11 protein-coding genes are annotated in these 11,931 nt (G+C 68.5%); 7 read left to right on the top strand and 4 right to left on the bottom strand.

Going from position 1 to position 11,931, the window contains the following annotated elements; translation table 11 throughout:
* The first annotated feature begins 352 nt into the window (after positions 1-352).
* Complete coding sequence (locus tag ABE424_RS09410) at positions 353-1,645, top strand: adenylosuccinate synthase (RefSeq protein ID WP_088432983.1); 1,293 nt, start codon at positions 353-355, stop codon at positions 1,643-1,645.
* Between the two features lie 93 nt (positions 1,646-1,738).
* Here ABE424_RS09410 and ABE424_RS09405 read toward each other — a convergent pair whose 3' ends face one another.
* Positions 1,739-2,152, bottom strand: coding sequence for a hypothetical protein (locus ABE424_RS09405; RefSeq protein WP_346492900.1), 414 nt, complete (start codon positions 2,150-2,152; stop codon positions 1,739-1,741).
* A 205-nt stretch (positions 2,153-2,357) separates the two neighbouring features.
* Here ABE424_RS09405 and ABE424_RS09400 point away from each other — a divergent pair, with 205 nt between their 5' ends.
* The gene (locus ABE424_RS09400; protein WP_346492901.1) at positions 2,358-2,711 is read left to right on the top strand and encodes a hypothetical protein; all 354 of its coding nucleotides are present in this window, start codon (positions 2,358-2,360) and stop codon (positions 2,709-2,711) included.
* Here the strand turns inward: ABE424_RS09400 and ABE424_RS09395 are convergent, their stop codons facing one another.
* Positions 2,712-3,407: a M23 family metallopeptidase gene (locus ABE424_RS09395; protein ID WP_346492903.1), complete on the bottom strand. Its 696-nt coding sequence runs from the start codon at positions 3,405-3,407 to the stop codon at positions 2,712-2,714.
* Between the two features lie 3 nt (positions 3,408-3,410).
* Positions 3,411-4,388, bottom strand: coding sequence for a L,D-transpeptidase (locus ABE424_RS09390; RefSeq protein ID WP_346492904.1), 978 nt, complete (start codon positions 4,386-4,388; stop codon positions 3,411-3,413).
* Between the two features lie 203 nt (positions 4,389-4,591).
* Between ABE424_RS09390 and ABE424_RS09385 the strand changes: the two genes are divergently transcribed.
* Positions 4,592-6,724 (top strand): methyl-accepting chemotaxis protein, encoded by a 2,133-nt coding sequence (locus tag ABE424_RS09385; protein WP_346492905.1) that lies wholly within the window; start codon positions 4,592-4,594, stop codon positions 6,722-6,724.
* Between the two features lie 93 nt (positions 6,725-6,817).
* Here the strand turns inward: ABE424_RS09385 and ABE424_RS09380 are convergent, their stop codons facing one another.
* Complete coding sequence (locus ABE424_RS09380) at positions 6,818-7,678, bottom strand: PA4780 family RIO1-like protein kinase (protein ID WP_319212000.1); 861 nt, start codon at positions 7,676-7,678, stop codon at positions 6,818-6,820.
* A 190-nt stretch (positions 7,679-7,868) separates the two neighbouring features.
* On the opposite strand from ABE424_RS09380, the gene ABE424_RS09375 reads away from it, so the two are divergent.
* From ABE424_RS09375 to ABE424_RS09360, 4 genes are all read left to right on the top strand, one after another.
* The gene (locus tag ABE424_RS09375) at positions 7,869-8,996 is read left to right on the top strand and encodes a DJ-1/PfpI family protein (protein WP_346492906.1); all 1,128 of its coding nucleotides are present in this window, start codon (positions 7,869-7,871) and stop codon (positions 8,994-8,996) included.
* A 4-nt stretch (positions 8,997-9,000) separates the two neighbouring features.
* A complete protein-coding gene (locus tag ABE424_RS09370) occupies positions 9,001-9,687 on the top strand; it encodes a response regulator transcription factor (RefSeq protein WP_346492907.1) in 687 nt (228 codons plus the stop codon).
* Positions 9,684-10,949: a HAMP domain-containing sensor histidine kinase gene (locus ABE424_RS09365; protein ID WP_346492908.1), complete on the top strand. Its 1,266-nt coding sequence runs from the start codon at positions 9,684-9,686 to the stop codon at positions 10,947-10,949. Before ABE424_RS09370 ends, ABE424_RS09365 begins: the two co-directional genes overlap by 4 nt.
* 103 nt (positions 10,950-11,052) lie before the next feature.
* A complete protein-coding gene (locus ABE424_RS09360; RefSeq protein ID WP_346492909.1) occupies positions 11,053-11,895 on the top strand; it encodes a hypothetical protein in 843 nt (280 codons plus the stop codon).
* Positions 11,896-11,931 lie beyond the last annotated feature (36 nt).

Raw genomic sequence — 11,931 nt, 5'->3', positions numbered from 1 at the left:
TCGGGGGCGGCGCGCGGGGCGGCGGGCCGCGGGGCGCGCGCCCCCCCCCCCCGCCCCCCGCCACTACCGCCTTGGAACCGGCCGCTGGCCGGCACCATTCCGCGGCGGTCCTGACCGGCCGGTGAAGTCCGCCCGCGGCCGGGGTGGCAGCGGCCACCGGAAACCCGGATAATGCACAAAAGCCGGACGGGCACTCTGTTTCAGAGTCACTCGTCCGGCTTTTTCCGTGTCTGGGTACCCCAGCGTCGGCGCGCTCCCCGCTGGAGCCCGCCACCCCGCGCTGATCGGCCCCCCCGGCATGGTCCCAAACCCGCGGCCCCGATGGCCGCACAAAAACCAGGAGTTACCCGTCATGGGTCAGTCAGTTGTCGTGTTGGGTGCCCAGTGGGGCGATGAAGGCAAGGGCAAGATCGTCGATCTGCTCACCGAGGAAATCGGCGCTGTCGTGCGCTTCCAGGGCGGCCACAATGCCGGCCACACGCTGGTCATCAATGGCAAGAAGACCGTCCTGCACCTGATTCCGTCGGGCATCCTGCGTGAAGACGCGCTGTGCCTGATCGGCAACGGCGTGGTGATCTCGCCGGCCGCGCTGCAGAAGGAAATCGCCGAGCTGGAAACCTCCGGCGTGGAAGTGCGTTCGCGCCTGAAGATCTCCCCGGCCGCGCCGCTGATCATGCCGTACCACATCGCCCTGGACCAGGCGCGCGAACGCGCTGCCGGCGGCAAGGCGATCGGCACCACCGGCCGTGGCATCGGCCCGGCGTACGAAGACAAGGTGGCGCGTCGCGGCATCCGCATCGCCGACCTGCATTACCCGGCCCAGCTGGAAGAACTCCTGCGCACCGCGCTGGATTACCACAACTTCGTGCTGACCAATTACCTCAAGACCGACGCGGTCGACTTCCAGAAGACCTACGACGAAGCACTGGCCTTCGGCGAGTACGTCGAGCCGATGAAGTCCGACGTCGCCGGCATCCTGCACGACCTGCGCAAGCAGGGTAAGCGCGTGCTGTTCGAAGGCGCCCAGGGCGCGCTGCTGGACATCGACCACGGCACCTACCCGTACGTCACCAGCTCCAACACCACCGTCGGTGGTGCACTGGCCGGTGCCGGCGTGGGCGCCGATGCGATCGACTACGTGCTGGGTATCGCCAAGGCCTATGCGACCCGCGTCGGCGGTGGCCCGTTCCCGACCGAGCTGGACGATGAAGTCGGCCAGGGCATCCGCGACCGTGGCGCCGAGTACGGTGCCTCGACCGGCCGCCCGCGTCGCTGCGGCTGGATGGACATCGTCGCGCTCAAGCGCGCCGTGGCCATCAACGGCATCAGCGGCCTGTGCATCACCAAGCTGGACGTGCTCGACGGCATGGAAAAGCTGAAGGTCTGCATCGCCTACGAATACCGCGGCAAGCGTACCGAGTACGCCCCGCTGGACGCGCAGGGCTGGGAAGAATGCACGCCGGTGTACCTGGAGTTCCCGGGCTGGACCGAGAACACCCACGGCATCACCAACTGGGACGACCTGCCGCCGGCCGCCCGCGCTTACCTGCGCGCGCTGGAAGAGCTGGCCGGTTGCCCGGTCAGCATCGTCTCGACCGGCCCGGACCGCGACCACACCATGGTCCTGCAGGATCCGTTCGCCTGATCAGGCGCGTAGTGCCGGGCCATGCCCGGCATTGTGTGGAGCAGTAAGAAGAAGCCCCGCGCAAGCGGGGCTTCTTCGTGGGCCGCGAAAACGTCATCGTTGACCGATGCCCATCCGCAGCTCCGACAGCTCCAGATTGCCGTCGCGGTTCGCATCCAGGCGCTGGAAGCGCATCTCGGAAGAGCGACGCATCTCTTCGGCACTCAGTTCGCCATCGCCATTCTGGTCGGCGATGCGCAGCAGTTCCGCCGCCGGCAACTCACCGTCGCGTTGCGGGCCGAGCACCGCCTGCACTTCCTCCACGCTCACCCGGTAATTGTGGTCCGCATCGACCAGGCGGAAGAAAGCATCTCCGTCGTACTCATCGCGGCTGACCTTGCCGTCGCCATTGCGGTCCAGCATCGCGAAACGATCCGGCGCGGTGGCGGGCAGGTCCTGCGCCGCGGCGGTACTTGCGGCGACTCCGCCGCAGAGAAGGAGCAGGGCAACGCGGTGCGCGAGCATCATCACGGGTGTCTCCAGACCGCAGGGGTGGGGCATGTCTTCAGCACGCAGTGTCCGCCGCGTCGATACCCGGGGCAACGGCAATTTCCCGCATTCGCACCAGTAGTTTTACTGGTTGCCCGCGTCCATCGGACCGCAGTGACCACGCCCGCCAGCGCGGCGCCATGGCATGCTGTGCAGCCTCACCAATCAGCAGGGGCGACGCAGGGTGTCTGACGATCACGTGACCACCGGCATGAGCAGCGCGGACCGCGCGTTGCATGCGGTGGTGTCCGAGCTTGAAGCGCTGTTGCGCGGCGACGGGGAAACCCACTGGGCCGACTGGATGCAGCGGGTCATCACCCAGCTTGAGCAGGGCGATCCAGGCGCGCCGGAGAGCGTGCTGCGCGCCTATGGGGGCATGGGGTCGTTCAATGATGTTGCGTTGGGCCTGGATTACAGCAACGGCCACTTCCAGTGGCGCGCAGACGCGGGTGAACTCAATGAGCGCCTGGATGCACTGCGCGGTCGCGCCTGGCAACTGGCGCGGGCGATCCGGGACGCATCCCCCGGCGCGCGTTGATCAGAGCGCCTGCTGTCCCTTCAGCACCGGATACGGATTGATCGATTCGCCTTTCCACCACTGCTTTTCCGGACCCAGTACATGGATCTCGAAATGCAGGTGGGGCGCCTCCGGACTCGCGTTGCCGGTGCTGCCGACATAGCCGATCACCTCACCGCGCTTGATCGTCTTCTTCTCGGCCAGCCCGTCGGCGTAGCGGTCCAGATGCGCGTAGTAGTAGCAGTAGCGACCGCTCGGCTCGAACTGGTACACCGTCAGACCGCCCCGCACGCTGTCGAACAGTTTCTCCACCGTCCCGTCGGCGACGGCCAGCACCGGCGTCCCGGTCGGCGCCAGGATGTCGATCGCATCATGTACGCGGCCTTCGCTGCGCGCATCGGTGAAGGTGTCCTGCAGCTGATCGGCACCGATGCCCTGCACGGGCAGCAGCAGCGCGCCCGCCGCGCCGCTTGTCGGTGCGGGTGTCGAAACGCCCGCGTCCGGCGCGGGCGGTGTGGCTGAGGTGTCGGCGGGCACCGGTGTCGTGGCCGGCGCCGGTGGCGGCGGGGCATCAAGCGCAGCGCGGGCCGAACTGGTGGCCGATCCCACCTTGGCCGGTTCGGCGGCGCCAAGCCGGGATGAGGGGCCCGGCCCCAGCAGCCAGTACCCGACCACGCCGATTACCAGTCCTACTGCCAGTAGTCGAAAGGTCTTCATCCATTACTCCTGCATCACGACCGGCACCGAGGCGTCGACCGCAGCGGCGACCTGCAGCGCATCCCAGTTGGTCATGCGCACACAGCCGTGCGATTCGGTCTTGCCGACATGGCCGGGTTCGGGCGTGCCGTGCAGGCCGTAGTGGGGCTTGGAGATGTCGATCCAGACCACGCCGACCGGATTGTTCGGGCCCGGCGGCAGGACCGCCTTGCTGTCGCCCGCCTTGGCGTCCCAGAACAGCTTGGGGTTGTAGTGGAAGGTGGGATCGCGGGAGATGCCCAGGATCTTCCATTTCCCGATCGGCAGCGGGTCGTGCTTGCTGCCCGAGGACACCGGGAACTGCGCGTAGACTTTGCCGTCCGCATCGAACAGCCGCAGCGTGGAGTCGGATTTGTCGATCACCAGCTTGCTGGCCTTCGGCAGCGGGGCGGCCGCGATGTTCGGCACCTGGATCACGCTGCCGGCCTTGCCCAGGTCGACGCCCGGGTTGAGCGTCTTCAACAGCTCGGGGGAGGCATGGAAGCGCTCGCCCAGCGCTTCTTCGATCGAACCGAAGCCCAGGGTCTTCAGCTTGGCCTGCGCGGCCGGACCCTTGGGCACCGGCTGGAACGGACCGGCCACGTCTTCCGCGGTGAGCGTGTAGCGCACCAGGGGCGGGGCGGCATCCGGCTGCAGCGCCTGCCAGGTGGCATCGTCCAGTTCGCCGGTCACCTTGACGCCATGGGCGGCCTGGAAGCCGGCCACGGCGCGCTTCTGGTTGGAGCCGCGCTCCCCATCGATCTGGCCGGGGGAGAAGTGCGCGCGGTCCAGCAGCACCTGCGCATGCAGATCCGAGCGTGGACCGGTCGCCAGCGGCGTCGCGTCGGCGTCCGGGATCGCGGCGGGCGCGGGTGCCGTCTGTGCGACCGCCCAACCGGAGGAGACCCCCAGGGCGAGGGCGAGCGCGGTGAGGCGGGCGAGACGGTGCAGGCGAAGGGACATCGGCAACTCCAGCGGGAACGTGTTTCCACCATGCCTGCCGGGCGTGCGCACTTGCCGTGAAAAGCCTGACGGGGGGCTGAGCGGCGACGCGAGGGTAACGCCGACGTTATGTGAATCCATTCACAGCGGGCTCACGGCCGTCGGTCAAGGCGCTGCCACTGCCGCCGATACCAGCCCACCCCCCCACGTTTTTCGGATGTCTCATGGAATTTTTGCGGAACGTCAGCGTCGTCTGGCGTCTAGGTATGGGCTTTGGCCTGTTGTTGCTGCTGGTCGCGGCCGTGGTCGCCACCGGCGCCACCGGGAGTGCGGTACAGAAGCGCGCGATGCAGCAGGTGGTCGAGGTCAACGTGGCCAAGGTGCGGCTGCTCTCGGACATGCTCGATGCCAACAACCAGATGATGGTCGTGCGCCGGGAGATGCTGATCCGCCAGGGCGACGGTCTGGCCGAGGATGAGGCGCGCATCGCCGCGCTGGTCGCGCGCTATGAAGCCAGCTGGGCCGCCTACCAGGCCTTGCCCGCGCAGCCGGAAGACAAGGCCGTCGGCGACGCCATCGCGGCCGCCCGCGCGGTGGCGCGTCCGCTCAACAAGCAGATGAGCGAACAGCTGCAGCAGGGCGATTTTGCCGCTGCCACGGCCCTCACCCTGGGCGCCGTGCAGGCCGCCGCCAAGGGCTGGAACCAGGCGCTCAGCGAGGGTGTGGTCTACGAGGAAAAGGAAAGCCGCGAGGCCGCTGCCGAAGCGATCCGGCTCGGCGAGCGGACCCTGCTGCAGCTGCTGGTGCTGGGCGCGATCGCGCTGGTGGTCGGCATCGCCGCCTCCGTGCTGATCGGCCGCAGCCTGACCGGTCCGCTGGCCCGCGCCGTCGGCCTGGCCACCCGGATGGCCAAGGGTGATCTGGCCCATGACGTCCATCTGGGCGGTCGCGATGAGATCACCCAGCTCGGCAACGCGATGGCCACGGTCCGCCAGAGTGTCCAGGGCGCGATCACCGCACAGCTGGACATGGCCCGCCAGCATGAGGCCGGTGCCATCAGCCATCGCATGGACGAAACGGCCTTCCCGGGCGATTTCGGCCGGATGATCCGCGCCACCAACGAGCTGGTCGGTTCGCACGTGGCCGTCGAGTTCCATATGGTCGAGGTGATGCAGCGCTACGCGATCGGCGACCTGAGCCGTGATCTGGACAGCTACCCGGGCGAGAAGGCCGTGCTGACCACCACCATGGCCACCGTCAAGGCCAGCCTGATGGCGATCAACCAGCAGATCGAGACACTGGCCTCGGCCGCCCGTGCCGGCGACTTCTCCGTGCGCGGCGACGAGCCGGCGTTCCAGTTCCAGTTCCGCGCGATGGTCGCCCAGCTCAACGGGATGATGGCCAGCTCGCAGGCCAGCATCGCGGACCTGTCGCAGGTACTGCGCGCGATTTCCACCGGCGATCTGACCTCGCGCATGGACGGCCGGTACGAAGGTGTCTTTGCGCAGATGCGCGACGATGCCAACGTCACCGCGGTGCAGCTGACCGGCATCGTGCAGCAGATCCAGGGCGCGGCCGGCAGCATCAACGATGCCGCGCAGGAACTGGCGGCGGGCCACAATGACCTGTCGCGCCGTACCGAGCAGCAGGCAGCCAACCTGGAAGAAGCGGCGGCCTCGATGGAGGAGCTGACCTCCACGGTCCGGCAGAACGCCGAGCTGGCCAACCAGGCCGACCATGAAGCCCATGCGGCGGGTGCGGCGGTCAAGGCGACCGAGCAGGCGATCGCGCAGATGGCCGCGGTGATGAGCGAGATCGACCAGTCCTCGGCGCGTATCGGAGAGATTTCCTCGGTGATCGACGGCATCGCCTTCCAGACCAACATCCTCGCCCTGAACGCGGCCGTCGAAGCGGCGCGTGCCGGTGAGAACGGGCGCGGCTTCGCGGTGGTGGCCACCGAGGTACGCACGCTGGCGCAGCGCGCCGGCACGGCGGCCAAGGAGATCAAAGACCTGATCGATGAGTCCAGCAGCAAGGTCAAGACCGGACTGAGCGTCACCGTGCAGTCCGAAGCGGCGATCGCCCGCCTGACCCAGGCCAGCTCGCGCACCAATCAGCTGATGAGCGACATTGCCGCGGCGACCAAGGAACAGGCCGCCGGCATCGAGCAGGTCAACCAGGTGGTCGTGCAGATGGACCAGGTGACCCAGCAGAACGCGGCGCTGGTCGAAGAAGCCACCGCCGCCAGCCGCGCGCTGGAGCAGCAGGCGCACGCACTGACCGAATCGGTGGCGGTGTTCACGCTGGAGGACCCCGCGGCAGGCCTGCGGCGCCGGGGGGCACTGCAGGCCGCGTGACGGCACCTGCGCGCTGAGTTGGACGGAAAAGCCCCGCATCGGCGGGGCTTTTTTCATGCCGATCCAGCCGCCCGACGCAGCGGCGTGCCCCGCTCAGTCGTCGTTTTCTTCGGCGGCTTCGCGACCTTGCTGGCGGATAAGCGCTTCTTCGCGCGCATCGTTGATGGCGTGGCGCACGCCGTCCAGGTCGATGGTGCTTTCATCCTGCTCGAACTCGCCGGTCAGCACGCTGTCCGGGAGCAGATCGCCGGCCTCGAACAGCGCCCACATCTCCTCGCCGTACCAGGTCTCCAGCAGCTCCGGCGCCCAGCGGCCGAGGTAGGCGGTGAGGTTGTTGACGTCGCGCAGCAGCATCGTGCGTGCGGCGTTGTTGCCTGCCGCGCTGACCACCTGCGGGAAATCGATCACGACCGGGCCTTCCGGGCCGACCAGCACGTTGTACGGCGACAGATCGCCGTGGATCAGCCCGCAGCACAGCATGCGCACGACCTGGCGGACCAGGATCTGGTGGAATGCGCGCGCCTGTTCCGGGCTCAGTTCGACCTCACCCAGGCGCGCGGCGGAATAGCCCTCGGCATCGGTGACCAGCTCCATCACCAGCACGCCATGGAAGTAGCCATACGGCTCGGGCACGCGCACGCCGGCATCGCGCAGCTGGTACAGCGCATCGACCTCGGTGTTCTTCCAGGCCGCTTCCTGCTGCTTGCGGCCGTAATTGCTGGCCTTGCCCACGGCGCGCGCTTCGCGGCTGCCACGGACCTTGCGGCCTTCCTGGTACTGCACGCGCTGCTGGAAGCTGCGCTGGGCCATGTCCTTGTAGACCTTGGCGCAGCGCACATCGTCGCCGCTGCGGACCACGTATACCGCTGCTTCCTTGCCGCTCTTGAGCGGGCGGAGCACTTCATCGATCACGCCGTCGTCGATCAGCGCCTGCAAGCCTTGGGGGGTCTTCACGGTATCTCGGGAATCGGCGGGCGCGGGGCCTGCCCTGGAGGGGGAGGGATTTTCGCATCTTCGGGCCGAGGGAGCCATCGACACGGCACCCGGCGGCCGGGTTGTTCAGCTGTGTGCACGCCGGCGCCGGCTTGAAATCTGCTTCACATCCGCGCGGCAGGCTGGGGTCACTTCCCAAGGAGTGCCGCTCATGATGCTGTCCCTGCTGCGCCGCACCGGTGCCGTCCTGGCCCTGCTGCTGGCCGTCCCGACACTGCACGCCCACCCCGCGGCGTCCGATACGGTGCTGATCGTGGTCAGCGGCGAAGGACGCGATCACGGCAAGACCCGGCCTGGCTTCGAGATGGACGAGTTCGCCCAGGCCTACCTGATCTTCCGCGACAACGGCCTGGCCGTGCAGGTCGCCAGCCCGCGTGGCGGGCCGGTGGAAGCCGACAGATTCGATCCGAAGGAACCGTTCAACGCGCGGGTCCTGGCCGATCCGGCGGCGACCGCGTTGCTGGCCGATACCCGCGCCACCGCGACGCTCAGCGCGGCCGACTACGCGGCGGTCTACGTGGTCGGCGGCAAGGGCGCGATGTTCGACCTGCCCACCGATGGCGCACTGCGCGCTCTGCTGGGCACGGTGCACGACAGCGGCGGCGTGGTCGCGGCGGTCTGCCATGGCCCGGCGGCGCTGGTGGAGGTGCGGCAGGCGAACGGATCCCGGCTGGTCGCCGGGCGCCGCATGACCGGCTTCACCAACGCGGAGGAGGGCGTGTTCGGCAAACGCTGGGCGAAGGAGTTCCCGTTCCTGCTGGAAACCGCGCTGCGTGAGCGCGGTGCGCACTGGGAGCAGGCGCCGCTGATGATGCCCAAGCTGGTGGTGGACGGTCGGCTGATCACCGGGCAGAACCCGTACTCCACGCCCGCGGTCGCCGAAGCGATCGTGCGCGCCATCGGTCGCACCCCGGTCGCCCGCACCCCTTGGCGCGATGAAGCCAGCATGGCGCTGGTGCAGCGCCTGCTCGACGGCGAGGGCGACGCGGTCAGGCGCACGCTGGCCAGCGACCGCACCGGCTATCACGACCAGTTGATCGGGGTGCTCGGCTACTACCAGCTGCAGGCCGCGCAGGACGATGCCGCGGTGCGCGATGCGCTGGCGATCATGCAGTTGGCTGCGCCCTACATGAGCGAGCCGCAGCTGCCGCTGGGCATCGCGCAGGCACATTGGCGGCTGGGCGAGGTGGCGCAGGCGCGCAGCGTGCTCGGCAAACTGCTGGAATCCCACCCGGACATGGCCGAAGCTAAGCAGCTCAAGGCCACGATCGAAGGCTGACCCGATGCACGACGGCCTGCACATCCTGGTCATCGAGGACAACCCGGCGCTGCGCGCCGGCATGGCCACGCTGCTGGAGGCGCGTGGCCATCGCGTGGCCTTTGCCGCCGATGGCCGCAGCGGCCTGCAGATGGCGCTGGACGAACCGCCCGACGTACTGGTGCTGGACCTGACCCTGCCGGGCATGGACGGCCTGCGCGTGTGCAGTCATCTGCGCGAACAGGCCGACCGCCACATCCCGATCCTGATGCTGACCGCGCGCGATACGCTGGGCGACAAACTGATCGGCTTCCAGGCCGGTGCCGATGACTACCTGGTCAAGCCGTTCGCCGGCGAGGAACTGTTGGCGCGATGCTTGGCGCTGGCCCATCGGCACGGCCGACGCGACGGGCACGTGCTGCGCATCGGGTCGCTCGGCATCGACCGCCGCAGCGGCGCCGTCTGCCGCGGTGGGCAGACGATCGAGTTGCCGCAGACGGCCTATCGGCTGCTGGTGCTGCTCGCCGAAGCCTGGCCGCGCACGGTGACCCGCAGCGAGTTGATCCGCCGTCTCTGGGGCGATGAGGCGCCACCGTCGGACCCGTTGCGTTCGCATCTCTACCTGCTGCGGCAGGCCCTGGACAAGCCGTTTGAGTGGCCGATGCTCAAGACCGTGCACGATGTCGGCTTCAAGCTGGAGGCCGACGCATGACCGCACCGGTGCACGGCCTGCGCAACCGGTTGATGCTGGCTTTCTCGGTGTTCGCGCTCGCGGTGGCCAGCCTGTTCGGCCTGTACGTGGCGGTGTTCGTGTACAGCGTGGAGGATCGCTTCTTCGAGGCGATGCTCGAACAGGAAGCACGGCAGCAGCTGGACCAGCGGGCTGCGAGTGGCACGTGGTCGCCGCCGCGCAATGCCTTCATGACGATCCACGACAGCCCTGCCACGTTCCCGGCGGACCTCAAGGTCGCCTTCGATACTGAGCCGTGGCGCCGCGAGATCGCCGGCACCGAGGAACGGCACTATCACCTGCGTGCGCTGCAGCCGGGCGGATCCGGTGCACCGGGGTGGCTGGTCGCCGAGGTCAGCCAGCAGCTGGTGGTCCGGCCGATGCGCCGCCAGATACTGGCGTTGCTGGCCTGGTCCGGCGTGGCCGTGGTCGTGGTCGCCGTGCTGGCCGGTGCGTGGCTGGCGCGACGTACCACGCGGCCGTTGTCGAAACTCGCGGCACTGGTGGATGACATGGCACCGGATCGTTTGCCGGTCGGGTTCGCGGCTGATTTCCCCGATGACGAGGTCGGTGTGCTGGCCCGTGGCCTGGACAGGCTGAGCGGGCAGGTGCGCGCCTTCGTTGCACGCGAACATGCGTTCACCCGCGATGCCAGCCATGAGCTGCGCACGCCATTGGCCGTGATCCGCAGCGCGACCGAACAGCTGGCCCGCGAACCGGGGCTGTCTGCGGCCGGGCGGTTGCAGCTCGACCATGTACAACAGTCCGCGCGTCACCTCGAACAGACCGTGATCACTCTGCTAACGCTGGCCCGCGAAGAGAACGTGGAACGGGACGCGACGCCGCTGGCGGTACTGCCGGTGCTGGAACAGGTGGTGGTCGAGCAGGCGGCGCTGCTGGAGGGCAAGCCGGTGGCGGTGCGGGTCGATGTGCCCGGCGACGCGCGCCTGACGGTGCCCGGTCCGGTCCTGCACATGCTGCTGGCCAATCTGGTGGGCAATGCATTCGCGCACACGCGGGCCGGGGAGGTGCACATCGACGTCGCAGCCGGACGGCTGCGCATCCGCAACACGGCGCCGGCAGGCGACCCCGACGCGATCGTGCGGCCCTTCGCGAAAGGGGAGGGCAGTGCCGGCTTCGGGCTCGGCCTGGCGATCGTGCACCGGCTGTGCGACCGCTTCGCCATCGACCTGCGCATCGAAGGCACCGAGCACGCTACGGTCGCCAGTTTCAGCGTGCAATAAGGCCGCGCTCAGGGCTGCCCCACGCAGGGCGTGGCGCCGGGGGCCGGCCCGCTTCCGTCGACCGCAAAAGTACGCGATGCTCTGCCGAACGGGGGAGGGGCGCATGGGAAACAGGGACGAGGGCAGCATCCACGGTGACGTACCGGCGGGCATCGCGACCACCGCTGGCGGTGAGTCGCGGGCACCGGTGGATGATCAGGCACCGACCGACTGGTCGCTGCTGCCGGTCACGCACGGCAATGAAGATTCGATGGTCGCAGTCATCTGGCGCCTGCTGCGGCAGGAGCCGGCGCTGATGGTGAGTGCGGGCTACGTGTTCCTTTCCTTGCTGGGGCTGTGGTCGAGCTACTTCTTCTACTTCAAGTTCCGGCTGTCGATCCTGGACTACCTGCAGGTCAGCGACTTCCTGGTCGCCGGGCTGCGCGATCCGGCCTACGTCCTGATTCTGCTGCTGGGGGCGCTGCTGGCAGTGCTGCTGGGCTGGCCGGAAACACTGCGGCGGCGCAACCCGGCCAGGGTGGCACGCCTGCGTGCGCGGCACTGGGGATGGCGGATGCTGTTCTCGGAGTCGCCGTGGATGAACTGGGAATTCTCCGGGCTGCGTCCGCTGACCGGTATGTGCATTGCGGTGGTCTGCTTCATGGCATTCGGCGCGGCGCTGTATGCCCTGAGCTCGGCCGAGAAGATCCTCGAGGGCCGGGGCGGTACGTCGGTGCAGGTCGTGCTCGGTGATGACGCGGCGGCGCTTCCGGGCACCGCGAAACTGCTGGGATCCAGCAGTGCCTTCGTGTTCCTGTGGTGGCCGGAGCAGCGGCGCGCCGAAGCAGTGCCGATCGGCTCGATCCGTCGACTGCAGTCGATGCCTGTGCCGGGCAAGCCCGTTGCGGCAAAGGTCGCACCATTGCAGACACCGCTGGCGCCGTCCGCAGCAGCGGAACCGCGATGAACGCAGCATTGGCGGTACCGCGTGCTGCCTTGGAAC

It is taken from the genome of Stenotrophomonas sp. TWI1149, from assembly GCF_039673155.1.
GTDB classification, from domain to species: domain Bacteria; phylum Pseudomonadota; class Gammaproteobacteria; order Xanthomonadales; family Xanthomonadaceae; genus Stenotrophomonas; species Stenotrophomonas maltophilia_AA.
Note: the sequence above shows the minus strand (reverse complement) of the source record. Positions and strands in the feature narration are given on the sequence as shown.

Coding starts and splice junctions, on each gene's coding strand:
- ABE424_RS09410 (WP_088432983.1), top strand. CDS start 353: ATGGGTCAGTCAGTTGTCGTGTTGGGTGCCCAGTGGGGCGATGAAGGC.
- ABE424_RS09395 (WP_346492903.1), bottom strand. CDS start 3,407: ATGAAGACCTTTCGACTACTGGCAGTAGGACTGGTAATCGGCGTGGTC.
- ABE424_RS09375 (WP_346492906.1), top strand. CDS start 7,869: ATGATGCTGTCCCTGCTGCGCCGCACCGGTGCCGTCCTGGCCCTGCTG.
- ABE424_RS09385 (WP_346492905.1), top strand. CDS start 4,592: ATGGAATTTTTGCGGAACGTCAGCGTCGTCTGGCGTCTAGGTATGGGC.
- ABE424_RS09370 (WP_346492907.1), top strand. CDS start 9,001: ATGCACGACGGCCTGCACATCCTGGTCATCGAGGACAACCCGGCGCTG.
- ABE424_RS09360 (WP_346492909.1), top strand. CDS start 11,053: ATGGGAAACAGGGACGAGGGCAGCATCCACGGTGACGTACCGGCGGGC.
- ABE424_RS09390 (WP_346492904.1), bottom strand. CDS start 4,388: ATGTCCCTTCGCCTGCACCGTCTCGCCCGCCTCACCGCGCTCGCCCTC.
- ABE424_RS09365 (WP_346492908.1), top strand. CDS start 9,684: ATGACCGCACCGGTGCACGGCCTGCGCAACCGGTTGATGCTGGCTTTC.
- ABE424_RS09405 (WP_346492900.1), bottom strand. CDS start 2,152: ATGATGCTCGCGCACCGCGTTGCCCTGCTCCTTCTCTGCGGCGGAGTC.